We start from the raw sequence: 25,467 nt of genomic DNA, 5'->3' as shown, positions 1-25,467 counted from the left end.
CATGCTGCTTGGGCAAAGCGCGCGAAACTCGCCTACGACGAAATTCCTTCCCTTGAGATGTCCATCAGGGCTGCGTTCTTTACATCAAGCCTTGGCCCCAAGAAAAACTCGCGGTCAACAAGCGATAGGGATGCTTCGACGTCCGCGCCTGTTTTCAGAGATTGTCCTCGACGGGTTAACGTCAACCATTGCGCTTGCACTGGCTGCGTAGGATCGAGCATGACCAGTCCCTGAGCCGTAAGCCAGTTCAAGGCTTCGGCGATGGCAAGGGTGATCGGCCTTTCGTAAGCTTGAGAATAGGCATTCTCATTTCCATGCGATCGGAAACAGCCGTGAATCAAGTCCGCCAACTGGAAACGCCCCTCGTTACGCCGATAGTCGGGGATGCATTCGATGATGGTACCCGCAAGCACTTCAGGCGGCAGGCTCAAAAGGTCTTGAGGGTCCGGCAGTATCTGAAAAAGGGTTGTCATCGCTTTAAAATCCGAAGCTCTGTTTCGACGCTCGGGTGAAGGCGACAGCGCCGCCGACTTGCGTAAATCCTCATTATCTCAAGTTCGGAAAGCCGCTTTTCAAGCCGATTTTCGTTCCAAAGAGCCGCTGGCGCTCGGCCGCAAGTGCGGCGATGAGCGCTCGCGCGGTGACACGCCGCGCCGCTCGCTGTGGATACAGACGGCGCCTTGGCAGATCATCTGCGCTATCGATAGATGACTACCGGACAGTTTTCATCTCGACTGCAATTCGTCCCAGGCTGCGGATCGCGGCTTCAACATCTGGCGTAAGACGCCGCCCAACGCTGAGACGAAAGGCGCTGTCGAACCCACCTGACGCCGAAAAGATAGGGCCGGGTGCGATTGAAATACCTTCGGCAAGCGCGAGTTCGCTGAAGCGCATCACGTCGAATGGTGCGGGAATTTCCACCCAGAAGACAAATCCACCTCCCGGCTCACTTATGAGGGTTCCGATAGGGAAGCTCTCCAGCACGAGCTTACGGATTGCAGATGCCTGCGACCCGAATAATCGGCGCAGTCCGTCAAGGTGCCGACGATAAGCGCGCCCGTCGAGATAAACGGAAAGGGCTCTCTGCGTGAGCGTCGTGACGCCTGCGTTGCAGGGGGCGCGCACACGCTCGAAATTATCGCCAAAGCGGCCGGGCACACACCATCCGATGCGGAAACCAGGCGCGAGCGTCTTCGAGAATGAAGAGCAATAAATAACCCACCCGTCCCGGTCGAAGCTCTTGAGCGGCAGCCTGACCCGCCCGGCATGATGAAGCTCGCCATACACGTCGTCTTCGATCACCGGCAGTCGGTGGCGCTCAACAACTGACATGAGACGGCGCATCGCTTCTGGCGGCATGGCAAAGCCGAAAGGGTTATGAAATGTCGGGTTAAGTGCAAGCGCCGCCAGTGGCGTGGCTTCTGCGATACGCTCCAACTCGTCGATGTCTATGCCGCGATGCGGATCGGTTGCGATCTCGACAGCGCGGAGGCCCAGCGTCTCGATCCATTGCAGGATGCCGAAAAAGCACGGGGACTCGACCGCGACCGCAGCGCCGGGAGAGGTCAGCGCCATCAACGCCAGTCCGAGCGCCTCGCTCTCTCCCGTGGTCACAACGATGTCGTCCGGGATGAGCGACACCCCACGCAATCCAAGAATATGGGCGATGCGGCGGCGCAGGGCTGGATCGCCGTTTCGATGGCCGTAGGCGAGAAGCGATGCACCGCCTTCTCTAACCGCTCTTGCAACGGCGACGGCGAGTTCCTTGTGAGGCAGCAGGGCTTCGTCCAACTCAGCCGCGCCGAGAGGCATGACGGGGCGAGCCGCGCCTGTGCTGATCGTGGCCCTGAAAATCCGCCCGATCAGCTCGTTAACCTTGGCCGAAGCGGGTATTGGCGCGGTTCGCGTCGCGGAAGGTGTATTTCCGGCCTGCGTCCTGCTTGTGACATAAAACCCCGAACGGGCGCGCGCTTCAACGAAGCCGTTCTGTTCAAGTTCGATGAGCACGCGCGCCGCCGTGGTGGCGCTGACCTCGTGCGTTTTCGCCAGCGCCCTGACAGAGGGAAGCCGCTCGCCTTCGCGATAGAGACCGGCCTCGATCTGGTTTGCGATCTGCCCGGCAATTGCGCGATAGAGGAGTTTGAAGTCACTGCTCATGAAAGCGGCCATCACAAACTGTGCCGCTCACTTTTCATGAAACTGCCCCTGCCGCAAGCCCCGGTCGAACGCTAAACCGGCCTCATCATAAGCGGAGCAAAGTCGCAATGTGGAAGGATTTCTCGTTTTCGGCGACAGTTGCCGGGTTCATCGCGGTTGTCGTCTCGTACGCGGGGCCGTCGCTCATCATCTTTCAGGCGGCGAGCGCGGCCCATCTCAGCCACGCGGAACTATCTTCCTGGATATGGGCGATCTCCATCGGGGCGGGCATTTCGGCTATCGCGCTGTCGCTCTTCTTTCGCGCACCGGTCATCACGGCATGGTCGACGCCGGGGGCCGCGCTGCTCGTTACCTCATTGCCGGCCTATTCCTATCCGGAAGCCATCGGCGCCTTCGTCTTCGCCGCCGCGCTCATCATGGTGATCGGCATTTCGGGACTGTTCGATGCCGTGATGGCGCGCATTCCGAAATCCATCGCGTCTGCCATGCTCGCTGGCATCCTGTTCCGGTTCGGCGCGGAGGTCTTCACGAATTTCCCTGCTTCGCCCGTCCTGGTCGGCACGCTCTTCGCCGCTTACGTCGTGCTGAAACGTCTTCTGCCCCGCTATGCCATCGCGCTGGTGCTGGTTCTGGGCGTCGGGCTATCCGCGATCGGTGGCGAACTTCATTTCGACGCCTTCCATATTGAACTGGCGCGCCCCGTCTGGACCACACCGGAATTCTCGCTGGCTGCCATCATCGGGCTCGGCGTGCCGCTGGCCCTGGTGACGCTGACAGGGCAGTTCCTGACAGGCGTCGCCGTGTTGCGCGCCTTCGGATACGGCACACCATCAGGGCCGCTCGTCTGGAACACATCGGCGCTCTCGGTCGTGATGGCGCCGTTCGGTTCGCATGGCGTCAATCTCGCGGCGATCACGGCGGCGATCTGCTCCGGCACGGAAGCCAATCACGATGCCGGCAAGCGTTACATCGCTGGCGTCGCCCTCGGCGTCATTTATATCATCGTTGGCCTATTTGGAGCGACGCTCGCCTCTCTTTTCGCGTCGTTACCGAAAGAACTGGTGGCGGCCGTGGCAGGCCTAGCTCTGCTTGGCGCGATCATGAACGGCCTTGCTGGCGCGATGGACGTCGAGCGGGAGCGCGAACCCGCTGTTCTTACCTTTTTAGTGACGGCTTCCGGCATGTCGTTCCTTGGGATCGGTTCTGCTTTCTGGGGGCTCGCGGTCGGCGTTACGGCAGCGCTTGTTCTTCTACCGCGTGTGACGACCCGAACCGAACATTCCGGAAAGGTCGTCGTGACATCGGCCACGCGATGATCCACCTGCGTGGGCAAGCCTCCCAAATGCTTCAAAAGCGTCGTCAGGGCCGCCTGCTTGTCGTGCAATCGAGAATCTTCGTCGTGCGCCCCGACGCGGCGCCCGCTTTCGATATCTGTCACGTCGAAGCTCGCGAGCGAGGCAAGGTCATGGGCAATTTTGCCCGCGCCGACCTGATTTGCGCGAAGGCGCGACGCGCGATGCGGGCACGCTCGACGCCGAGAAGTATGATGGGAAGCTGGCCTATTTTCGGGAGCGCTACTTCGCCAACGGGGAATTCACTCACAACTTCGCCCAGCTGCATCTGCGCGCCCGCCGATCAGCCCGACCTCGTCAGATCGGTCCTCGACGGGCGCAATAACGACCCGCCTGAAGCAGCGGCGCGGCGCACATCGGCGGCAAGCTTGGCAAGAAAGGCCGCCTTGAAAAGACCGGGGTAAGCCCGGCCTTGAACGACCCTGATGATGAGTGGAATTTGCTTGACCAAATTCGGTATTAAGGTACCATAATACGAAATTAACTAATGTACTAAGAGGGACAGATGCCGATAGCAGCCTACCGATGGGTGATGACGAGTGTCGGGAAACCGTTGATCCGGCAGTCGTTCGAACTTGGCGCACCTGCTGCGGGCGAGGTTACGGTTGAAGTCGCCGGCTGTGGCGTTTGCCATACCGATCTCGGGTACTATTACGATGGTGTCCGCACGAACCAGCCCCTGCCGTTGACGCTTGGTCATGAGGTAAGCGGACGCGTCATCGCAGCCGGAGCCGGCGCCGAACATTGGGTAGGGCGGGCCGTCATCATCCCTGCCGTCATTCCCTGTGGCAGCTGCGATGCATGCACGCGCGGCAAGGGCACGATCTGCGCGAAACAGGTCATGCCGGGCAACGATATCGAGGGTGGCTTCGCTTCCCACATCACCGTGCCCGCATTCGGGCTCTGCGCTGTCGATGAGAACCGCCTTGAAGCCGCTGGGCTCAAACTCGCGGATGTATCCGTTGTCGCGGACGCGGTTACGACACCCTATCAGGCTGTCATTCAGGCGGGAGTCGGTCCCGGCACGCTCTGCATCGTGATCGGGGTTGGCGGGGTCGGCGGTCATTGCGCGCAGGTTGCGGCGGCGTTCGGCGGCACGGTCGTCGCCATCGACGTCGACGATGCAAAGCTCGCAGCCGTCGCTGCTCACGGCGTCGCCAAGACCTTCAATGCGCGCAGCGTGGATCCGAAGACGCTCAAGAAGGAGATCGCGGCCTTTGCAAAAGGCCACGGCCTTCCGACGCGTGAATGGGTGATCTTCGAGTGCTCGGGAACGGCTGCCGGTCAGTCGACCGCGTGGAGCCTCCTCGTCCATGGCGCAACGCTCGCCGTCGTCGGCTTCACCATGGACAAGGTCGAGGTCCGCCTCTCGAACTTGATGGCGTTTCATGCGCGCGCGCTCGGCAATTGGGGCTGCGCCACGGAGCTTTATCCGGGCGCGCTGGACCTCGTTCTCGACCGCAAGATCGAACTCGCCGCCTTTATCGAAAAGCATCCGCTCGACAGCATCAACGAGATCTTCGCCCTTGCGCATGAGCACAAGCTTACGCGTCGCGCCATTCTCGTTCCCTGAGCATCAAGAAACGAAAAAAGAAGAGACAGAGGAAATGACCCTGAATACAGCGTCGATTGCGAGAGCCACGGCACCCGAAGCCCTGCACGACCACAACCTCGCGGAAATCGTGGTTCCCGGCGTTCGCTATGAGAAGCGGCCAGCACGCACACCGGACGGCGAAATCGTGCCCGGTCTTTTCAATGCGTGGATCACGCTCGATAACCCCGCGCAGTACAATTCCTACACGACCGAGATGGTCAAGGGCGTGATCCTTGCCTTCCGCGCTGCATCGAATGCACGCGACGTGGTGGCGACTGTGTTCACGGGGGAGGGCGACAAGGCCTTCTGCACGGGCGGCAATACCAAGGAATACGCCGAATATTACGCGGGAAATCCGCAGGAATACCGGCAATATATGCGCCTTTTCAACGACATGGTGTCCGCGATCCTCGGATGCGACAAGCCTGTCGTCTGTCGCGTCAACGGCATGCGCATCGGCGGCGGCCAGGAAATCGGCATGGCCTGCGATTTCACCATTGCGCAGGATCTGGCGCGCTTCGGTCAGGCGGGGCCGAAGCATGGATCGGCCCCGATTGGCGGAGCGACCGATTTCCTTCCCGTCATGGTCGGCGCGGAAATGGCGATGGTGTCCGGCTCCCTTTGCGAGCCGTGGACGGCGCACAAGGCCTACCGGCTCGGCATGATCACGGACATCGTGCCCGCGCTCAAGGTCGATGGACGGTTCGTCGCGAACCCGCTCGTCATCACCGACCGCTATGTCGATGAATATGGCCGCATCGTGCACGGCGAACCGAAGACGGGCGCCGAACTGGCAGCGGGCAAGGACGTGCTGAAGAAGGGCACGGTCGACCTCTCGCTGCTCGACGCCAAGGTCGAGGAGCTCTGCGGCAAGATCCTGCTGACGTTCCCGGATTGCTTCACGAAGACCATCGAGGAACTGCGGAAGCCCAAGATCGACGCTTGGAACGCCAACAAGGAGAACAGCCGCTCCTGGCTCGCGCTCAACATGATGACAGAGGCGCGCGCCGGCTTTCGCGCCTTCAACGAAGGCACCAAGGACGACCGCGAAATCGATTTCATCGCGCTGCGGCAGGCACTCGCGGCGGGCGCCCCGTGGACGCCGGAACTGACAGAATCGCTTCTCCCGGCCGCGCGGGGGACTAAATGACCATCGAGCCCTTGAAAGTATGGCATGACCGCGATGGCAAGCTTCTGCGATTGCGGCTCGCGCGGCCCAAGGCGAATATTGTCGACGCGCAGATGATCGCCGCGCTGACGGCAGCGCTCGACGCACATATGAACGATCCGGCGATCCTTGCCGTGCTTATCGATCACGAGGGGCCGCACTTCAGCTTTGGCGCCAGTGTGCAGGAGCATCTGCCGGACCAATGCGATGCGATGCTGAAATCGTTCAACGCACTCGTCATGCGGCTAGTCGCGGCTCCGGTTCCCGTCCTGGTAGCGGTGCGCGGCCAGTGCCTCGGCGGCGGCATGGAAGTCGCCATCGCGGGTAGCCGGATCTTCGCCACGCCGGATGCGAAATTCGGTCAGCCCGAGATCATCCTCGGCGTGTTCGCGCCGCCGGCGTCGTGCATCCTGCCGGAGAAGATCGCGCGTGCGGCGGCGGAAGACATTCTCCTGTCGGGGCGCTCGATTTCCGGCGAGCAGGCATTCGCGCTTGGCCTTGTTTCCGAGATTACGCCCGAACCGGAGGCGGCAGCGCTCTCCTACTTCGACCACGCGCTTGCAGGGCTTAGCCCGTCGTCGCTGCGTATCGCCGTAAAGGCAGCCCGCCTCGACATGGTCGAGCGCGTTCGGACGAAGCTCTGCAACCTCGAACATCTCTATCTGGAAAAGCTGATGTCCACAAAGGACGCATTGGAAGGCTTGACGGCGTTCATCGAGAAGCGCCCGGCCCAATGGGAGGCGCGCTGACCATGACAAGCACGGCCGAAATCGTTTCGCGCTGCGAAGCCATCTTCGAAGATCTGGACTTTACTGCCGCTCGCGCCTGGAAAGACGCGGTCCCCGGTCGTAAAGTGGTCGGCTTCCTGCCGCTCTACGCGCCGCTGGAACTGATCCACGCAGCGGGTTGCCTGCCGCTCGGTCTGTTCGGCGGCGGCGACAAGCTGGAAGTCATCCACGGCGATGCCTTCTACCAGAGCTACATCTGCCGCATCCCGCGCTCGACCGTCGAACTCGGCATGACGAGGCGTCTCGACTTCGTCGACGGCATGATCTTCCCGTTTGTGTGCGACGTGATCCGCAATCTGTCGGGCATGTGGAAGATCATGTTCCCGAACGTCTGGACCAAGTTCTTCGATACGCCGCAGAACTTCGATCCTGAAATCGGCGGTAGCTATTACGTGGCCGAACTTCAGGAGATGCGCGAGGGGCTCGAAGCGCTCACGGGCCGGAAAATCAGCGACGACGATCTCAGGCGTTCCATTGCGCTCTACAACGAGAACCGCCGTCTCGTGCGCCAGCTCTATGCGTTCCGTGCGCGCCAACCGTGGAAAGCGCCGACGTCGGAGGTCTATCTGCTGATGCGGGCCGGTCTGATGATGGACGTTGCGGAACATAATGCGCTTCTCGTCGGCTACATGGCCGCGGCAGAGAAGGAAGATCGGCCGAAGCGCGATAATGTCCGTGTCGCGATCTACGGCTCCTTCTGCGAGCAGCCGCCGCTAAACCTCATCAAGTCGATCGAGATGGCGGGCTGTTACGTGGTCGAGGACGACTATATCCTCGTCAACCGCTTCCTGACTGAAGACGTAGCGCTCGATATCGATCCGCTTCAGGCGCTCGCCGCCGCCTACATCGGCCATTCGGTCGAGACCTCCTGCAAATACGTCCCGCGCGAAGGCGAAAAGGGCAAGTTCCACGTCGATCAGATCCGCAAAGCGGGCGCGGAGGGCGTGATCTACGCGACGCCGAGCTTCTGCGACCCCGCCCTGCTCGACCGCCCGATGATCTGCAAGAAGCTCACCGAGGAGGGCATCCCGCACATCTCGTTCAAATACGCCGAGAACTCAGGCCAGATGCAGCCGGTTCGCGAGCAAGCCGGCACATTCGCCGATTCCATCAAGCTTTGGAGCTGAGACATGAGCGAAATCGTCAAGGAACCGTCGATGCTCCTCCAGAAGGAGATGATCGCGCGCAACTACGAGGCCATTACCTCGAAGCATGAGACGGGCCGCAAGGTGTCATCCACCTTCGTACCCGGCAACCTCAACGAGTTGCTGCTCTGCTTCGACATCGTGAACAATCTACCCGAGATCAATGCGATCCAGAACGGCATGAGGAAGCTGTCGGGCAACTACATCATGGATGCCGAGAAGGCGGGCCATTCCGAAGACGTCTGCACATACGTGAAGGCGGACATCGGGATGATGGGTGCGGGCAACATTGCACCGAACGGCAAGCCTTTTCCGAAACCGGACGTGCTGCTGCTCTCCTATACGGGCTGCTACACCTTCATGAAGTGGTTCGAGCTTCTGCGTGAGGAATACAAGTGCCCCACGCTGATGCTGCATGTGCCGTATGAGGGCGACGGGCACTCGACGAAAAACATGCGCGACTACATCGTCAAGCAGTTGAAGGAAGTCATCATTCCGGGGCTTGAAGAGGTGTCGGGCATCAAGTTCGACATCGACCGCCTGCGCGAAGCGCTGCGCAACTCGGCGAAGGCCGAAGACAACCTCGTCTGGGTGCTCGAATCCGGCAAGCACAAGCCGTCGCCAATAGACGCCTATTTCGGCGGCGTCTACTATATCGGCCCGATCTTCACCGCCTTTCGCGGCACGCGCGACGCCATCGCCTATTACGACGCGCTACGCAAGGAAGTGCAGGCCCGCATCGAGACGCGTCAGGGGCCGATCACACCCGACGGGTCGAACTTCAACGATCAGCGCTATCGGCTCATTGTCGAAGGGCCGCCGAACTGGACCAACTTCCGCGAATTCTGGAAGATGTTTTCGGACGAAGGCGCGGTCGTCGTCGCGTCGAGCTATACCAAGGTCGGCGGCATGTACGACTTGGGCTTCCGCCACGACGCCGATAACCCGCTCGAAACACTCGCGGATTACTGCCTCGGCTGCTACACGAACCGCAATCTCCCGACACGCGTCGACATCCTCGCGAAGTATATCGAAGAATACGAGGCGGATGGACTGCTCATCAACTCGATCAAGAGCTGCAACAGCTTCTCAGCCGGCCAGCTCATGATCATGAACGAGGTCGAGCGGCGAACCGGCAAACCCGGAGCGTTCATCGAAACCGATCTTGTCGACCCCCGCTATTTCTCGGCGGCGAACGTGAAGAACCGTCTGGAAAGCTACTTCCAGATGATCGAACAGAAGCGTCTCGGCACGGCCAAGGCAGCGTAAGAAAGGACACCATCATGCGTTGCTTCATCGGCATCGACCTCGGTTCCACGACCACGAAAGCCGTGGTGATGGACGAAAACCAGACTGTGCTCGGTCGCGGCATCACCAACTCGCGCTCCAATTACGACACCGCCGCAGCGGTCTCGAAGCAGGAAGCGCTCGTCGATACGCGGCTCACGTTATTTCGCCGCTCGCTCGAAGCCGTTCCCGGAACAGCAGACGTCGCAGAAGCGGTTCTGGCCGACCTTGAACGGAATTTCCGACACATCCAGTTCGTCGAACAACTTGAAGATCTGGAGCGCACCTGCATCGGCAACGTGAAAGGCCCGCGCTTCGCGGGGCGCGAAAAGCCGGTCATCGAAGCGCTGGCGGAGACGTTCCGGCGGCTTCGCGAGCACTCGGCGACCCAGTTCGCCCCCGGTTTTCGCCGCAAGTCCGACTTTTTCCGCGACCTCGCGGGCGGCGACTTCATGCACAATGGCGAGGCCGTCTGCCGCGAGGCGGGGCTCGCCTTCGACCTCATTCTCAACATCTACGACAAGTCGATCATCAAGGTTGAGAACCGTCCGCCTGCGGGGGACATCGAAGGCAAGTTCGTTCGCGCGCTGGAAATGGAATCGCTTGATCAGTCGCTGATCGCCGCGCCGGTGAAAAGCGCTCTCTCTATCCCGCTCGAAGAAACCTACGTCGTCGGCACGGGCTACGGCCGCGTGCGACTTCCCTTCCCGAAGGAGCACATCCGCTCGGAAATCCTTTGCCACGGGCTCGGCGCGCACATCATGTATCCGGGAACCCGCACCGTGCTCGACATCGGCGGACAGGACACGAAGGGTATTCAGGTCGATCCGGCGGGCATCGTCGAAAACTTTCAGATGAACGACCGCTGCGCGGCGGGTTGCGGGCGCTATCTCGGCTACATCGCGGACGAGATGAACATGGGCCTTCAGGAGCTTGGGCCGCTCGCCATGCAGTCGACGAAGCAGGTGCGCATCAACTCCACCTGCACCGTGTTCGCGGGCGCCGAACTTCGCGACCGCCTCGCGCTCGGCGAGAAGCGCGAGGACATCCTGGCGGGGCTGCATCGGGCGATCATCCTGCGCGCCATGTCGATCCTGTCGCGCGCCGGTGGCGTGAAGGACCAGTTCACGTTTACCGGCGGCGTCGCGAAGAATGAGGCTGCGGTGCGCGAACTGCGGAAGCTCATCAAGGAAAACTACGGCGACGTGCAGATCAACATCAATCCGGACTCCATCTACACCGGGGCGCTTGGCGGCGCGGCGTTTGCCGTGCGCGCGGTCCTGAACTGAGCCTGCGGAGAGGACGAAATCATGAGTGCTATCATTACAGCGGGCGTGGACATCGGTTCTGGCTGCGTCAAGACGGTTCTGTTTGAGATCGATGGTGACAAGACGCGCTGGCTCGGAAAAGAGCTGTCGCGAATCCGCAGTCGCGATCCGTTTCTGCTCGCCGATGAAATCTACGACGCGATGCTCTCCAAGGCTGGCGTTTCCCGAGGCGACGTCGCGTATGTCGCCTCCACCGGCGATGCGGAAAACCTGCGCTTTGCGACGGGTCATTTCTATTCGATGACGACGCATGGGCGCGGGGCAGTTTACCTCAATCCGGACGCCCGCGCGGTGCTCGATATCGGCGCTCTCAACGGCCGCGCGATCCGCATCGACGGCGGCGGCAAGGTGCTGACCTACAAGATGACGAGCCAGTGTGCGTCGGGCTCGGGCCAGTTTCTGGAGAACATCGCGCGCTATCTCGGCATCGCCCACGACGAAATCGGCATGCTTTCCCAGAAGGCCGACAACCCCGAGCGCGTGTCCTCGATTTGCGCGGTGCTTGCGGAAACGGACGTCATCAACATGGTGTCGAGGGGAATTTCAGCGGCGAATATTCTCAAGGGTATCCATCTGTCGATGGCGGTGAGGCTCGCCAAGCTCTTGAAATCCATCGGTGCGACCGACGGCGTGGTGCAGATGACGGGCGGTCTCGCGCTCGACACGGGGCTCGTCGCGGCGCTGAATGAGGCGCTCGTCAAGGAGAAGGTCGCACTCGTGGCGGAGAGCCACCCGGACTCGATCTATGCCGGGGCTGTCGGCGGTGCGCTCTGGGGAGCATTCCGGCATCAGAAGCTGTCGCGCCTCGAAGCGGTCGCGGCCTGATTGCTCATGACGCAGAGAGAAAACGACGCCTTCGCGGAGCGCACCGCCATCGTGACGGGCGGATCGCGCGGCATCGGGCGCGCCATTGCCGAAGGGTTGAAGGCGGGCGGCGCGCGCGTCGTCATCTTCGACCGCACCGAAGGTGACGCGACGGGAATGGAGTTCCGCGCGGTCGACATCGCAAACAGCGCTGCGGTTGCGGCGGCGGTCGGCGCGCTCGATCGCCCGGCTGACCTCCTCGTCAACAATGCCGGCATCACCCGTGACCGCTCGCTGACGAAGATGAGCGACGAGGAATGGCAAGGGGTGCTGGACGTGAACCTCACGGGCGCGTTCATGATGCTTCGCGCGGTTGCTCCGGCGATGTGCGCGCAAGGTTTCGGGCGCATCGTGAACATCGTATCGATCAATGGCCTGCGCGGAAAGTTCGGGCAGGCGAACTATGCCGCATCCAAGGCGGGGCTCGTCGGGCTGACGAAAACCGCCGCCCGCGAGCTTGGGCCAAAGGGCGTGACCGTGAACGCCGTCGCGCCCGGCATGGTGCTGACCGAAATGACGCTCGCCCTCGCCGAAGACGTCCGTCGCAAGGCGCTCGATGAAAGCGCGTTGAAAAAGCTGCCGGGCGTCGGCGATATCGCGGATGCGGTGCTGTTCCTCCTGTCCGATCGCGCCAGCTTCATCACCGGACAGGTGCTGAAGGTCGACGCGGGCCAGTATATCTGAGCGCTTATCGGCTGACGCTTCGACGCTCTGACGGCTTTGGCGCGCTGCTGCGTCGGGCGATCTTGAGCATGGTATCGATGGTGATCGAGGACAGCGTCGCGCGGGCCGTATCCTCGATCTCGTTCATCACAAGGCGCAGGGCTTGCCCCTCGCTCGTGTCGTCGCCCGCCTCGATGCCGCCCGTTGTCGGTCCGATGGGCTCGAAGATAGCGATGATATCGAACAAGGTCAGGCGCTTTGGATTGCCGACAAAGCGATAGCCGCCGCCAACGCCGCGCGCGGCATCGACGATCCCCTCCCGGCCAAGCGTGCGCAAAACCTTGGCCAAATGGTTCGGCGAGATAGAGTATTTCTCCGCGATATCGACTGCCGACATCTGCCGGTCAGGCTGAGAGGCCAGTTCCAGAACCGAAAAAATGGCGTGCCGTGTCGCGACCTGAAGCCTCATTCGTCGAGATCCTTCTCTAGTTCTACAAACGGCCCGGCCATCATTCCCTGGGCGCGGAAGAAAGACATGACGAGTTGCGCATCGCGAGCGACCATGGTGCGAACCTTTGTTATACCGGCGCGGCGAAAGGCGTCGCAGATTGCCTGGAAAAGGTCGGCGCCCATGCCCGACAGCCGGGTATTCGGATCGACCGCGATTGCGAAAACCCAGCCACACGGCGGCGAGCCGAATTCCCACGCACGGATTTCTCCAGCGATGAACCCGACAAGGACATCGCCTTTGACGGCGACGAGCAGGAAATGCTGGTTCCGCCGCGACTGGCAATCCTTGAAGAGCGCCTCCCAGTATGTCGACTTCGGCATCGACGTAACGGCGGCATCGAGGCGAACGATATGCTCGATATCGGCGGCGCTGGCAGGGCGGATAATGAAGGCCTGTTCTTTCGTCATCGATAGTTCGGTCTCCTCGCCACCTTCACCGAATCGCACAATCCATCATTCTCGTACCGATTTGCGCCTTAAACGAAGCCTTGACAAGAAGTTGATAATGGCGTTACTTAAAATGGTAAAACAGTACCGGTTTACCGCAAACGAAGAAACCGGCAAGAAAAGACCAAGGGACGAAACGCGCAGAGCGCGCCTTAGCAAGAGGTGGGTGGATGGGACTGCTGGTCGGGGCTGGGGCGGAAATTCGTTTCCCGCAGGTTTTTAATGTCGCCTCGGAGTTCATCGACCGCCACCTTCGCGAGGGTAGGGCGGCGAAGGTCGCCGTGCGAACCCGAAAAGGAGACACCACCTACCGCGAGCTTTACGAAGGCGTGAACCGCACGGCCAACTTCCTTGACGCCGCGCCAGTCGGCCGTGGCGAGCGCGTCCTGATGATCGTGAAGGACAGCGTCGAGTTCTTCTTCGTGTTCTGGGGAGCGATCAAGGCGGGCGTCGTTCCCGTGCCGGTCAATACGCTTCTGCGCGCGAAGGATTACGCCTTCATCATCGAAAATTCGGCGTGTGCCGGGCTCATCTATTCGCCGGAATATGCGGGCGAAGTCGAGGCGGCGCTCGCAAGTATTCCGCACCAGCCGGGGCTCGTCCTGAAGATTGCCGACGATGGCGATACGCTTGCGAGCCGGATCGCGCCCTATTCCGCCGAGTTCACCGCCGTCGAGGCTTCGCCCACCGATGAATGCTTCTGGCTTTATTCGTCGGGCTCGACGGGCAATCCGAAGGGCGCTGTTCATCTTCAACGCGACATGGTCGTTTCGAGCGAATTCTACGGCGTCCGAACGCTCGGCGCGGTCGAAGACGATGTGTTCTTTTCAGCTGCAAAGCTGTTCTTCGCCTATGGCCTCGGCAACGGGATGACATTTCCGCTCTGGGTCGGCGGCACTGCGGTGCTGCTCGACGAGAAGCCGACGCCGTCGAACACGTTTGCCATGATCGAGACCTACCGCCCGACCCTGTTTTTCGGCGTTCCCACGCTTTATGCAGCCCAGCTGCAGGCGCTTGAAAATGTGACGCCTGATTTGTCGTCGCTACGCATGTGCGTCTCTGCGGGCGAGGCGCTTCCCGCCGATATCTTCCGCCGGTGGCGCGAGCACACGGGCACCCTCATCCTCGACGGGGTCGGCTCGACGGAAGCGCTTCACATCTTCATCTCGAACCGCGTCGGCCAGTTCAAACCCGGATCGAGCGGCCTCGTCGTGGAAGGCTACGACGCCAAGGTCGTCGACGAGGCGGGCCGCACCGTGCCGACCGGCGAAACGGGGCGCCTCTTCATCAAGGGGCTTTCGATGGCCAAATACTATTGGCGAAACCCCGAGAAGACCGCCGAGACGATGCTCGGCGAATGGATCAATACCGGCGACACCTATTATCGCGACGAAGACGGCTATTTCTTCTACTGCGGCCGCTCGGACGACATGCTGAAGGTCGGTGGCATCTGGTGTTCGCCCTTCGAGATCGAATCGACCCTCATCGAACACCCGACCGTTTTCGAGGTGGCCGTGGTCGGTCGCGCGGACACGGAAGGGCTCGTGAAGCCCGAAGCCTGGATCGTGCTGCACGACGAGGCACGACCGACCGAAGCGCTCGAAGACGAATTGCGCACCTTCTGCAAGACGAAACTCGCGCCCTACAAATTTCCCCGCCGTTTCCATTTCGTGGACAGCCTGCCCAAGACCGCGACCGGGAAGATCCAGCGCTACCGTTTGCGCGCGGAGGAATAGCGGATGCGCGAAGCATGCATCTATGGCGGGTTGCGCACGCCTATAGGCCGACACGCGGGGGCGCTTGCCGCCGTCCGGCCCGACGATATGGCGGCGCACGTCATCCGCGCCGCGCTCGCAGCCTCTCCTTTTGACCCGGCGGACGTGGAAGACGTCATCCTTGGCTGTGCCTGCCAGGCTGGCGAAGATGCGCGCAACGTCGGTCGACATGCGGCGCTTCTCGCGGGGCTACCGCAAGAGGTTGGCGGCGCGACGGTGAACCGGCTCTGCGGCAGCGGCATGAACGCGGTAATCGACGCTGCGCGTGCGGTTACGCTCGCAGAGGCGGACCTGATTGTGGCGGGTGGCGTCGAGTCGATGACGCGCGCGCCTTTCGTCATCGCAAAGCCGCAGGCCGCATACGGGCGCGATACCGCGATTTACGACACGACCATCGGTGCGCGGTTCGTCAATCCCCGGCTCGTCGGGACTTACGGCAATGACACGATGCCCGAGACAGCGGACAACATCGCGCACGACCTCGGTATTTCGCGCACAGAAGCTGACGCTTTCGCGCTCGCCTCGCAGGAGAAGACCGCGCGCGCCATCAAGGAAGGCTTTTACGAGGGCGAGATCGTCGCCGTGGAGATCCCCGGCAGGCGCGGAGAGGCTATCAGGGTCTCAGCTGACGAGCATCCGCGCCCCGAAACCACCCGCGAAACTCTCGCCCGGCTGAAGCCGCTTGCTGAAGGCGGCCTCGTCACGGCGGGAAATTCTTCGGGCATCAATGACGGCGCGGCGGCGGTTATCCTCGGAAGCCGCAGCGCGGGCGAAAGGGCGGGCGCGGCACCTCTCGCGGTCCTGCGCGCGGCGGCGGTCGCTGGCGTTGCACCCCGCATCATGGGTGTCGGCCCGGTGCCAGCTTCCGCAAAGGTCCTCGAACGCGCGGGGCTCAAGCTTGGCGATATGGACCTGATCGAAATCAACGAGGCCTTCGCCACACAGGTCATCGGCTGCTGCCGCCTGATGGGGATCGATCCGTCCGACAGTCGCCTCAACCCGAACGGCGGAGCAATCGCGCTTGGCCACCCGCTCGGCGCATCCGGCGCTCGGCTCGTGCTGACGGCGGCCCGGCAGTTGCAGCGTTCCGGCGGCCGCTATGCGCTCGTTACGATGTGCATTGGAGTCGGACAAGGCATCGCCGCCGTCCTCGAACGGGCCTGACGCTCGGCGCGGCGACAGCGAAGCGCCCGCCTACGACTCCTTCAGTCGATAAGGCGCAGCGTGCATTCCACAAGTTCCGGATCGTCTCCGGTCACGGCCGCGAAGCCGAATTTGGCGGCAAGCCTCAGCATCGGCTCGTTGCCGGAAATCACCTGCGCTCCGATCTCGTCAGTCTTCCTCGTGCGATGATAGCGAATGATCCTGTCCATCAGGATGCTGCCGAGGCCGGTTCCCTTGAGATCCGACCGTACGAGGATGGCAAGTTCCGCCCGCTTGTTGTCGGGATCGGTAACCGTGCGCACCACGCCAAGCGTGGACGCGTGACCATCCGTTCCCGTGGCGGTGGCGATGAACGCCATTTCCCGGTCGTAGTCGATCTGCGTCATGCGGGCGAGTTGGTGATGCTGCAATTTCTGCGTGGAGCCAAAAAAGCGATAGCGCAGATCTTGCGGGCTCGTTCGGCCGATGAGATCGGCGTGAGCGGGCTCGTCCTCCGGTCGGATTGGTCGCAGAACGATCGGGGAGCCGTCATGAAGCGTTGCTGCTTCTTCCATCCCGGAGGGATATGGCAGGATCGAGAAACGGCGCGAGTCCGTGTCGTCAGAAGCCGCGAGCTGAATGCGAGCGTCGACCGCGACGACACCCTGATGGTTCGCGAATAACGGGTTAATATCGCAGGCCGTTATCTCCGGGTTGTCGACGAGCAAGGCCGAAAGACGCACGAGCGCTTGAGCGATGGCGTCCCGATTAGCTTTCGGTCGCAGGCCGTGCGCTTCAAGCCGCTTTGAAATGCGCGTGCGGTCGATCATCTGGCGTGCAAGCGGAAGGTTCAGCGGCGGCAGCGCAACCGTGTGATCCCGCACGAGCTCTACGGCGCGCCCCCCCTCCCCGAAGACGAGAACCGGTCCGAACAGCGGATCGCAGGAAATGCCCATCATCAACTGGCGCGAATGCGGCCACACCACCATGCGCTGGAGCGCAAAGCCCTCGATCCGGACTTCGGGGGCGATATTCCGGACGCGCCGCATGATGCCGTCGGCGGCGGAGCGCACGGCCTCGGCGTTTTCGAGGTTCAGCGCGACCGCGCCTGCATCCCATTTGCGAGGCAGATCGGGAGAGGAGAGCGTCACGGCCACGGGATAGCCGATGCGCTCGGCCACCACCGCTGCTTCGTCGGCGGTCTCGACGAGAATGCTTTCGAGCGTCGGAATGCCGTAGGAAGCAAGCAGGCGGCGGCTATCTGGCTCGCTCAGCACGCCATCGGGACGCGAAAGCCCGCTCTCCACGATGGATCGCGCCGTCGCACGGTCGGGCGCGAAGTTCGCGAGATCCGCCGGAGGCGTTTCCATCAGCATCGCAAGATTGCGGCGGTGCTGTACGATATGGCCGAAACCGCCAACCGCCGCGCCGATGGAATTATAGCTGCAAAGGCCCGCTTCAGCGAAAAGGGCGAGCGCGGCGCTCGCCGTTTCGCCGCCGAGCCAGCAGGCCAGCACGCCGCTTCGGTAGCGCTTCTGCGCCTCGATGACAGAGCGCGCGATTTCGGAACTGTCCGTCATCGCGTTCGGTGCGTGAATGATGAGGATGCCGTCAACCTCAAGCGCCTCGGACAGTACCTTCAGCGCGGCCGCGTAGTCGTCCGCCGACGCGCCTGCGCCAAGATCGACGGGATTTGCAATGAGTCGGCCACGCGGGAGCACCTTCGCCAGCTGCGAAAGCGTCTTCTCCGAAAGGTCGGCAATAGAGCCGCGCTCCGCCGTGTTGATCTCGTCGATTGCCATGAGGGCCGCACCGCCGGCGTTCGACAGGATCGCGAGACGCTCGCCGCGTACCTGCTTCGTCCGAGACAAGGTTTCCACCGCCGCAAACAACTCATCGATGGAGTACACTCTCAGTGCTCCAGCGCGCCTGACGGTCGCATCGAAAGCGCCATCCGGCGAAGCAAGCGTCTCGGACAGAAAGTGACCGATGGAATGGCTGGAGGCGCGATTGCCGCCCTTGAGGATAAGAACCGGCTTGTTTCGCGCGGCGGCTCTCGCGGCGGAAACAAACCCGCGCCGTTCGCGAATTGTCTCGATGTGGAGCAGGATCGCTTTCGTCTCTTCGTCCTTGGACAGATAGTCCATCAAGTCGGCGAAATCGATCTCGACCGCGTCACCGAGCGACACGACGCAGGAAAAGCCGATACCGCGGGGCTTCGCCCAATCGAGAGCGGCCGCGCACAAGGCGCCAGACTGGGAGACAAAAGCCACACGACCCGGGTGCGCCTGCATGTGGGCGAAGTTCGCGTAGAGGTTAGCTTTCGGCACGCAAACGCCGAGGCTCGCGCCGCCGAGAAGACGCAGGTCGTATCGACGGGCGGCGTCGAGCAGAGCATCGGGGTCGCTCATGTCGGCCGCAACGATGGCGGCGCGAGTTCCCCTTTTGCCGAGATCGTCGATGACGCCGGGGACTGCCGGGCCGGGCGTACAAATCACCGCCAATTCCGGGCAAAGCGGCAGATCGGCAACGCTTTTGTAGGTGAGAACGCCGGCCACCGCCTCTCTTCGCGGATTGACTGGAAGTATCGGCCCGGCGAAACGCCCATCCAGAAGGTTGCGCATGACAATATTGCCGACCGAACGCGGACGCTCGCTCGCACCGATCACCGCTATCGATTTCGGAGCGAAGAAATACTGCAAATTCTGAATGGACATGCAGTCGCCTTTCGGACTCTGCAACCGGGCATCAAATGTCGAATATCTCTGCGGGTTTAGATATAGGATTTCAGGACGATCCGGGAAAGGAAGAACGATCTAAGACGCGGCGATCCCGCGCCCCGCTTGAGAAAGCCTTGCTCAAAGGCCCAACTGGCTCCGCACGAAGTCGTCGTTTGCCGCCAAGGCATGCGTATCGCCTTCGAAAACGACCTGGCCCTTCACCAGAATGACATGGCGGCGGCAAAGCTTCATGATGTCGTCGAGGTTCTTGTCGACCACGACTATGGCAACGCCCCGGTCCGCAATAAGTCTCAACGTGCGCCAGATATCGCCGCGCACGAGCGGCGCAAGCCCTTCCGTCGCTTCATCGACCAGCAGCAGCGAAGGATTGCTCATCAGCGCGCGGCCGATTGTAAGCATCTGCTGTTCGCCGCCGGACAATTGATTGCCCCAGTTGGTGCGTCGCTCCGCGAGCCTCGGAAACAACTCGTAGATCGCCTCGCGTGTCCAGTCGCGCTGCCCGTCCGCGCCTGCGCGCTCGGCGAAAAGGAGGTTTTCCTCGACCGTCAGGTTCGGGAAGATGCCGCGCCCCTCCGGCACGAAACCGACTCCGGCGCGTGCGATTGCGCTCGGACGCCAGCCCCTCACCTCGGCACCGGCGAAGCAAATCTCGCCGCTCTTCGGCACGACGAGGCCCATGAGCGACCGCATCAGCGTCGTTTTCCCCATCCCGTTGCGGCCGAGCAGACTGACCGTCTCACCGCGCCCGACATGGAAATCGACGCCCCGAAGCACGTGGCTTGCGCCGTAGTAGGTGTTGAGGCCGCGCGCCTCTAGCAGCGGTGTTGCGCTCATGACTTCGCTCCCTCGGTCTGATGCTCCGGCGCGTGACCGCCGAGATAGGCGGTAATCACTTCTTCGTTGCGTCGAACTTCGTCGGGGGTGCCGTGTGCAATAAGACGACCCAGCGCCAGCACGGTCAGCGTGTCAGCCACAGCGAAGACGGCGTCCATGTCATGCTCGATCAGCACGATCGTGTGGTTCTTCTTGAGGTCGCGCAGCAGGTCGATCACGCGCCGCGTCTCCTCCGGTCCCATCCCGGCGAGCGGTTCGTCGAGAATGAGGATGCTCCCGCCGCTTGCGATCAGCATGGCGATTTCGAGCTGGCGCTGCTCGCCGTTGGACATCGCACCGGCAATGGTGTCCGCCTTGTCGGCAAGTCCCGCGACGACGAGCGCGTGATCGACTTTGGCCTGTTCGGCCTCGCTCAGGCGCTCGGTCAGACGCAACACCGATGGATGGCGCGCCTGTGCCGCGAGGCGGCAATTTTCCTCGACCGTGAAGGTTGCGAAGATATTCGTCCGCTGGAACGAGCGGCCGACGCCACGTCGCGCAATCTTGTATGACGGCGCCCCCGCCACATCGACGCCGTCGACGGTCACTTCACCCGCCGAAGGCTTCAGCGCGCCGGACAGGAGATTCGTGAAGGTCGTTTTCCCGGCTCCATTGGGCCCGATTATCGCGTGCACGAGATCGGGCTCGAAGGAGATGGTGACACCGTCGACCGCGCGCAGGCCGCCGAAGGTTCTTGCAAGATCCCTTGTCGCCAGGACCGACGCCCTGCGCGGCTCGGCGGGCCCATCGCCGGAGGGCCTCAGCGCTCGCCTCTTCACGGTGCGAGGGGCGCTCTGCAAGAACCCGGCGAGCCCATCGGGCGACAACAGAACGGCGACGACGAGCACAGCGCCGGTGCCCAGAAGCCAGTGAGAAGAAACGACATCGCCGACGAGGCTGGCGGTCTTCAGCGCCTCTTCGAGCGAGACATAGAACAAGGCGCCAAGGATCGGCCCGAACAAAGTCCCCGCGCCGCCCAGAACGACCATCATGATCGCGAGACCGGACTGATGCCACGAGAAGAGATCGGGCGTTACGAAGCCGTCGATGCAGGCGAACAGCGCTCCGGCGAGACCGGCAAACGCTCCGGAGACGACAAAGGCCGCGAGCTTGAAGCGGTAGACGTCGAAGCCGAGCGCCGACAGCCGCGTTTCGTTCGATTTCAATCCCTGAACGACGCGCCCGAATGGTGTTCTGGCGAGCATGTACAGGGCAACGACCGTGACCGCGAGCAGCCCCAGGCACACATAGAAGAACGCCCGGCGGTCGTCGAAATCGATCAGCGTATGACCCAATATCGTCAGGTCCGGCTTGATGTTGATGTATGCACCATCGGCGCCCTTGGCGATCCCCGTGTCGTGAAACAGCGAGAACATCATCTGGCCCGCCGCCAGTGTGACCATGATGAAATAGAAGCCGCGCGTCAGACAGGCGAAGGTGCCGATGACCAAGGCGCAGGCCGCCGCCACCGCGACGCCAGCGCCGAGCGCGACGAAAACATTGGCCGCGCCCTCATCCGATGACACGAAATAGACGGCATAGGCGCCCACGCCGAAAAAAGCCGCGTGTCCGAAGGAGATGAGCCCGGCGAGGCCGAGCGCGAAATCAAGGCTGACGACGAAAATCGACAGGATGACAAGCCGCGTCGCGAACTTGATGCCATACGGCCCGACGAAAAACGGCAGCGCGACGAACAGCAGCGCGAGACAGGCGAGCAGAACCAACGCACGCGCAGACGGTGTTTTCAACATTTCACGCCCTCCCGAACAGGCCAGACGGCCGCACGACCAGGATCAGCGCCATCACCGCATAGATCAGCACGCTGGAAAATTCCGGTACGAACACCTTGCCGAAAGCGTCGGCGAGGCCGATCAGCAGCGAGCCGAGAAACGCGCCTCGGATGGAACCAATGCCGCCGACAACGACGATGACGAAGGAGATGATCAAGACGCGATCGCCTATCCCCGGATAGGCGCTCTCGATTGGCGCGGCGAGGATGCCCGCAGCCGCCGCCAGCGTCACGCCCGCCGCAAAGACCATCCGGTACAGGATGCGCGAATCGTAGCCGAGGGCCTCGACCATTTCAGGATTGGATTCGGCTGCACGGATCAGACGGCCGACGCGGGTTCGCTGGATAACGAACATCATCGCGAGCGCCAGAGCGACGCAGATCGCCATCAGCGCAAAGCGATAAACCGGGTAGCCGAGATCGGGTGTGAGGGCGATGCTCGACGAGAGGTAGGACGGCGTCGGAATGGACAGCGGGTGATTGCCCCACAGCGTCTGCTGCACCTCCCTGAACACGAGAATGAGCGCGAATGTCAACAGAACCTGCTGGAGGTGATCGCGCTTGTAGAGGTGGCGGATGAACAGCCATTCGATCGCCGCGCCGAACAGGAAGGCCAGCGGGATGCCCACCGCAAGCGCGACGAAAATGTCACCGAACTGCGCCGTCAGCGTCACCGCCAGATAGGCTCCGAGCATGTAGAACGAGCCGTGAGCGAGATTGATGACGCCGAGAATGCCGAAGACCAACGTCAGGCCGCTGGCCGCGAGGAATAGCAACAGGCCGTATTGCAGCCCGTTCAATATCTGGACGAGGACGAGGCTCATGAACACAATCCGGGGGCTTCGGGAGCGGTCGATATCGACACGCCCCCGCGATGAATGAGAAATTCGAGACCGTCGTTCAGGTCATCTTGCAGCCGGTCGTGTCGCCAGCGAGCTTCTCCGCCGCGATCCCGATCAGCTTGTTTTCGCCGCCGCGCAATTCGCGCAGGTAGAAATTCTGAATGGGGTTGTGCGACGGACCGAGTTTGAAAGGTCCACGCGGGCTGTCGAACGAGGCGTTGCGCATCGCGACCAACATCTCAGGCCGCTTCTTCGTATCGCCGCCGACCGCTTCCAGGCCGATGCGAAGCAACTGCATGGCGTCCCAGCCCTGTACGGCATAGACGTCCGGCGTCACCTTGTATGCCGCCATGAATTCCTCGGAAAACTTCTTGTTTTCCGGATTGTCGAGGCTCTCGACGTAGTGAAGCGCGGTCTTGACGCCGTCGCCCGCAGATCCGGCCGCCTTCTCGATGCCGTCCGTAAGGAACCCCGGACCCCAGAGCGGAATCCGCTCGTTGAGCCTGGCGCCCGCATAGTCCTTGATGAACTTCAAGGCACCGCCGCCAGCGAAGAACGAATAGACCGCGTCCGGCTTCAGCGAGCCGACCTCTGCGAGGATCGACTGAAACTCTACGTCCGGGAAGGGCAGGGTGATGTCCTTGATGATTTCGCCGCCGCCAGCGATGAACGCTTTCTTGAAGCCACCCACCATTTCCTCTCCTGCCGCATATTTCCAGGTGACGGTGACGGCCCTCTTTATGCCAGCTTTCAGCATAGCTTGCCCGGTCGCATCGCCGATCTGTCCGTTACCGAACGAAGTCCGGAAAATGTTTGGAGCGCAGGCGCCTCGCGTCAGCGCATCCACTCCGGCATTCGGAACGAGGGTCGGCAGCCCGTCTTCGCGCGCAATCTTGGCCATTGCCATGGCAACGCCCGAGTGGACCGTGCCCACGAGCACGTCGACTTTCTCGCCGGAAATCAGCTTCGTCGTATTCTCGGTCGCCTTGGCCGGTTCTGACGCGTCGTCAACCTTGACGAATACGATGTCGCGGCCCGCAAGCTTGCCCTCTTGTTGCTTGGCGTAAAGCTCCACCGCGCGGGTGATCGCTTCGCCGAGCGGAGCATACGTACCCGAGGATGGGAGAAGCAGCCCGATCTTCAGGGTGTTCGACTGTGCCCAGGAAGGCCGAACGAACGGTGCTGCGATGGTGGATGCGCCAGCGGCCCCTGCGAGTATCAGTAGGCGGCGTCTGTTGATCATGTTCCTCTCCCCTTTTGAGCTTTCGCTTCGTTTTTTCGTTCGTCAGGCAGGACCTCTGCGGGCCTTTGCGCTAATGCTTTGGTGCTCACCTCTTCTGGTGCGGACCGAAGAAGCCCCCGAACAATTTGCCTATAGGGGCGCGCCTCTTCGGCGTGATCGTCCCTGCGACAAGGCGCAGGCCAGCTCTGCTCGGTGATCGCTGGATCGCCGAACGGCTTTCGAACTTCATAGCTGAACGGATCAGCTCACCTTATGTGAGCCAGCATCCAACCGAACGAGCCGGTTTGGCTCGTTCGGTACCCGCCGTCAGAACTTCAGGCGCATGCCCGTCACGACATAGGTGTCGCTATCCGCGAGGTAGCCGGACACGAGGCCGTCGCTTCCTGCCGTGTAGCCAATGCCCGAATAGACATCGAGATGCTTGTTGATGGCGTAGTCCACCATGAACGACACCTGATCGTAATCGCCGCTACAGTTTGCCCGAACGCTGGTCGAACATTTGGCGCTGTCAACATTCGTGAGCGACCGCGCCACCCACGAGTCCTGGCTGAAGTGATACCAACCGGCGGCGAAACTCCAGCCGGAAGGCATCTCGTATTTCGCGCCGGCGAAGACGAGATTGAGGATGCGGTCGGTCTGGTAAGCCTGATTGTTGATCGTCGCCAGCCTGTAGCCGCCAATGGTCGTGTGATAACCGGTCAACGGATTGTCGGGGTTTGAAAGCACCGTGTACTGATATCCGCCATATACGGTCAGCTTGTCGCCGGGAGCATCCTTCAAACCGCCACCAAGATTGAAGGTATACTTGCCCATGATGGAGGCCGACGTATTGTCGGTGATGGTCGCGGCCAGCGCATTCTTCTCGAAGTTGGGAAGTCTGCCTGCATTGACGACGCTGTTCTCCTGCGCAAACACGGCGTCGACGGAAAGCCCCTGCCATTTGCCGCCGATATTGAGGCCGTAGGCATCGGCGTGGATGGCGCTGTCTTCAGCACCGAAGGCGTACATCGCGCCTGCGTGGAAGGGGCCGAAATTGTAGGTGTAGCGGATGGAGTTGTCCCAGCGTGCGGCTTCGGTAGACCCCATGCCCGCCGTGATGCCAACCATGCCGATGAAGGAGAACGCGTACGAGGCTCCCATCGGATCGTACGCGATGACGGAGTCGAGATTGAACGCGTTCTGCCGGCCGAAAGTCAGCGTGCCGTAATTCGCGTTGCTGATACCGGCAAAGGCAGAGCCGTTGAGGGCTTGCCCGCAGCGTGAGCCGTCCACGTTCGCGCTTTGCTGGCGCAGCGATTTCCCGGAATTGTTCGAGACGCTCGCGCAGGCATCGGAAAGCTCAAGCGAAAGCGGATTGAAACCGGTGTCGAATTTTCCGACGACAGACCACCCCTCGGCCAGCGGCTCTTCGATCTTGACGCCGACGGAGGATTGGGAAAGCCCGCTTTGGGCAAAACCCCAATAGGCCTTGTGAGCGCCGGGTGCTCCAAGCAGACCGTAAATGGTGCCGGGATAGAGATCGTCGTCGAATGGCTGGCCCTTGGACTGCCACGTGTAGTTGACGTCGATGACGCCGTACACGGTGATACCCTTCCAACTGAGTTTCTCGGGCAGCGGATCCTTGATCGTATCGATCCAGTAATCCGCCGCACTGGCCGGCGACAGCATCACCAACGCCGTCGCTGCGCACGCAAACAGCCCGCTCGCGCCGCGAAGGCGCGCATTTCTCTTCGTCATTTCCCCACCCCTAAGTGCCCT

The 25,467-nt window shown here is 61.9% G+C and carries 21 protein-coding genes; 11 read left to right on the top strand and 10 right to left on the bottom strand.

Annotated features, from left to right (window positions below; genetic code table 11):
• Nucleotides 1–32 precede the first annotated feature (32 nt).
• Complete coding sequence (locus EK416_RS09915) at nt 33–473, bottom strand: hypothetical protein (RefSeq protein WP_127077338.1); 441 nt, start codon at nt 471–473, stop codon at nt 33–35.
• 238 nt (nt 474–711) lie between these two features.
• Nucleotides 712–2,157 (bottom strand): aminotransferase-like domain-containing protein, encoded by a 1,446-nt coding sequence (locus EK416_RS09910; RefSeq protein ID WP_164729964.1) that lies wholly within the window; start codon nt 2,155–2,157, stop codon nt 712–714.
• A gap of 107 nt (nt 2,158–2,264) precedes the next feature.
• On the opposite strand from EK416_RS09910, the gene EK416_RS09905 reads away from it, so the two are divergent.
• The 9 genes from EK416_RS09905 (at nt 2,265) to fabG (ending at nt 12,367) form a co-directional block, all read left to right on the top strand.
• Nucleotides 2,265–3,473, top strand: coding sequence for a benzoate/H(+) symporter BenE family transporter (locus EK416_RS09905; protein ID WP_127077336.1), 1,209 nt, complete (start codon nt 2,265–2,267; stop codon nt 3,471–3,473).
• A gap of 541 nt (nt 3,474–4,014) precedes the next feature.
• The gene (gene had / locus EK416_RS09895; RefSeq protein ID WP_127077335.1) at nt 4,015–5,082 is read left to right on the top strand and encodes a 6-hydroxycyclohex-1-ene-1-carbonyl-CoA dehydrogenase; all 1,068 of its coding nucleotides are present in this window, start codon (nt 4,015–4,017) and stop codon (nt 5,080–5,082) included.
• 34 nt (nt 5,083–5,116) lie between these two features.
• Complete coding sequence (gene oah, locus EK416_RS09890; RefSeq protein WP_127077334.1) at nt 5,117–6,253, top strand: 6-oxocyclohex-1-ene-1-carbonyl-CoA hydratase; 1,137 nt, start codon at nt 5,117–5,119, stop codon at nt 6,251–6,253.
• Nucleotides 6,250–7,020, top strand: coding sequence for a cyclohexa-1,5-dienecarbonyl-CoA hydratase (locus EK416_RS09885; RefSeq protein ID WP_127077333.1), 771 nt, complete (start codon nt 6,250–6,252; stop codon nt 7,018–7,020). The genes oah and EK416_RS09885 overlap by 4 nt, the downstream gene beginning before the upstream one ends.
• 2 nt (nt 7,021–7,022) lie before the next feature.
• Nucleotides 7,023–8,186 carry a benzoyl-CoA reductase subunit C gene (bcrC, locus tag EK416_RS09880; protein ID WP_127077332.1) on the top strand — a complete coding sequence of 388 codons (1,164 nt, stop codon included), beginning with the start codon at nt 7,023–7,025 and terminating at the stop codon, nt 8,184–8,186.
• Between the two features lie 3 nt (nt 8,187–8,189).
• Complete coding sequence (gene bcrB, locus EK416_RS09875) at nt 8,190–9,473, top strand: benzoyl-CoA reductase subunit B (RefSeq protein WP_127077331.1); 1,284 nt, start codon at nt 8,190–8,192, stop codon at nt 9,471–9,473.
• Nucleotides 9,474–9,487: 14 nt separating this feature from the next.
• Nucleotides 9,488–10,780, top strand: a complete 1,293-nt coding sequence (gene bcrA / locus EK416_RS09870) for a benzoyl-CoA reductase subunit A (protein ID WP_127077330.1) — start codon at nt 9,488–9,490, stop codon at nt 10,778–10,780.
• A 21-nt stretch (nt 10,781–10,801) separates the two neighbouring features.
• Nucleotides 10,802–11,644: a benzoyl-CoA reductase subunit D gene (bcrD, locus tag EK416_RS09865; RefSeq protein ID WP_127077329.1), complete on the top strand. Its 843-nt coding sequence runs from the start codon at nt 10,802–10,804 to the stop codon at nt 11,642–11,644.
• 6 nt (nt 11,645–11,650) lie between these two features.
• On the top strand, nt 11,651–12,367 hold the full coding sequence (fabG, locus tag EK416_RS09860) for a 3-oxoacyl-ACP reductase FabG (protein ID WP_127077328.1): 717 nt from the start codon (nt 11,651–11,653) through the stop codon (nt 12,365–12,367).
• 4 nt (nt 12,368–12,371) lie between these two features.
• On the opposite strand, the gene EK416_RS09855 is transcribed toward fabG, so the two are convergent.
• Together EK416_RS09855 and EK416_RS09850 are read right to left on the bottom strand one after the other, a co-directional pair.
• Complete coding sequence (locus EK416_RS09855; protein ID WP_127077327.1) at nt 12,372–12,815, bottom strand: Rrf2 family transcriptional regulator; 444 nt, start codon at nt 12,813–12,815, stop codon at nt 12,372–12,374.
• Complete coding sequence (locus EK416_RS09850; RefSeq protein WP_127077326.1) at nt 12,812–13,264, bottom strand: GNAT family N-acetyltransferase; 453 nt, start codon at nt 13,262–13,264, stop codon at nt 12,812–12,814. Before EK416_RS09850 ends, EK416_RS09855 begins: the two co-directional genes overlap by 4 nt.
• Before the next feature lie 209 nt (nt 13,265–13,473).
• Between EK416_RS09850 and EK416_RS09845 the strand changes: the two genes are divergently transcribed.
• Nucleotides 13,474–15,039, top strand: a complete 1,566-nt coding sequence (locus EK416_RS09845) for a benzoate-CoA ligase family protein (protein ID WP_127077325.1) — start codon at nt 13,474–13,476, stop codon at nt 15,037–15,039.
• 3 nt (nt 15,040–15,042) lie between these two features.
• The gene (locus EK416_RS09840) at nt 15,043–16,242 is read left to right on the top strand and encodes an acetyl-CoA C-acyltransferase (RefSeq protein ID WP_127077324.1); all 1,200 of its coding nucleotides are present in this window, start codon (nt 15,043–15,045) and stop codon (nt 16,240–16,242) included.
• A gap of 41 nt (nt 16,243–16,283) precedes the next feature.
• Here the strand turns inward: EK416_RS09840 and EK416_RS09835 are convergent, their stop codons facing one another.
• The 6 genes from EK416_RS09835 to EK416_RS09810 form a co-directional block, all read right to left on the bottom strand.
• Nucleotides 16,284–18,938, bottom strand: coding sequence for a bifunctional acetate--CoA ligase family protein/GNAT family N-acetyltransferase (locus EK416_RS09835; RefSeq protein WP_127077323.1), 2,655 nt, complete (start codon nt 18,936–18,938; stop codon nt 16,284–16,286).
• 141 nt (nt 18,939–19,079) lie between these two features.
• Nucleotides 19,080–19,796, bottom strand: a complete 717-nt coding sequence (locus EK416_RS09830; protein WP_127077322.1) for an ABC transporter ATP-binding protein — start codon at nt 19,794–19,796, stop codon at nt 19,080–19,082.
• Nucleotides 19,793–21,586, bottom strand: a complete 1,794-nt coding sequence (locus EK416_RS09825) for a branched-chain amino acid ABC transporter ATP-binding protein/permease (RefSeq protein WP_127077321.1) — start codon at nt 21,584–21,586, stop codon at nt 19,793–19,795. Before EK416_RS09825 ends, EK416_RS09830 begins: the two co-directional genes overlap by 4 nt.
• A gap of 1 nt (nt 21,587) precedes the next feature.
• A complete protein-coding gene (locus EK416_RS09820) occupies nt 21,588–22,448 on the bottom strand; it encodes a branched-chain amino acid ABC transporter permease (protein WP_127077320.1) in 861 nt (286 codons plus the stop codon).
• A gap of 76 nt (nt 22,449–22,524) precedes the next feature.
• A complete protein-coding gene (locus tag EK416_RS09815; protein ID WP_127077319.1) occupies nt 22,525–23,709 on the bottom strand; it encodes an ABC transporter substrate-binding protein in 1,185 nt (394 codons plus the stop codon).
• A 306-nt stretch (nt 23,710–24,015) separates the two neighbouring features.
• Entirely contained in the window at nt 24,016–25,446 is a 1,431-nt protein-coding gene (locus EK416_RS09810) for a porin (protein ID WP_127077318.1), read from the bottom strand.
• Between the last annotated feature and the right edge of the window lie 21 nt (nt 25,447–25,467).

The organism is Rhodomicrobium lacus, assembly GCF_003992725.1.
Classification (GTDB): Bacteria; Pseudomonadota; Alphaproteobacteria; order Rhizobiales; family Rhodomicrobiaceae; genus Rhodomicrobium; species Rhodomicrobium lacus.
Note: the sequence above shows the minus strand (reverse complement) of the source record. Positions and strands in the feature narration are given on the sequence as shown.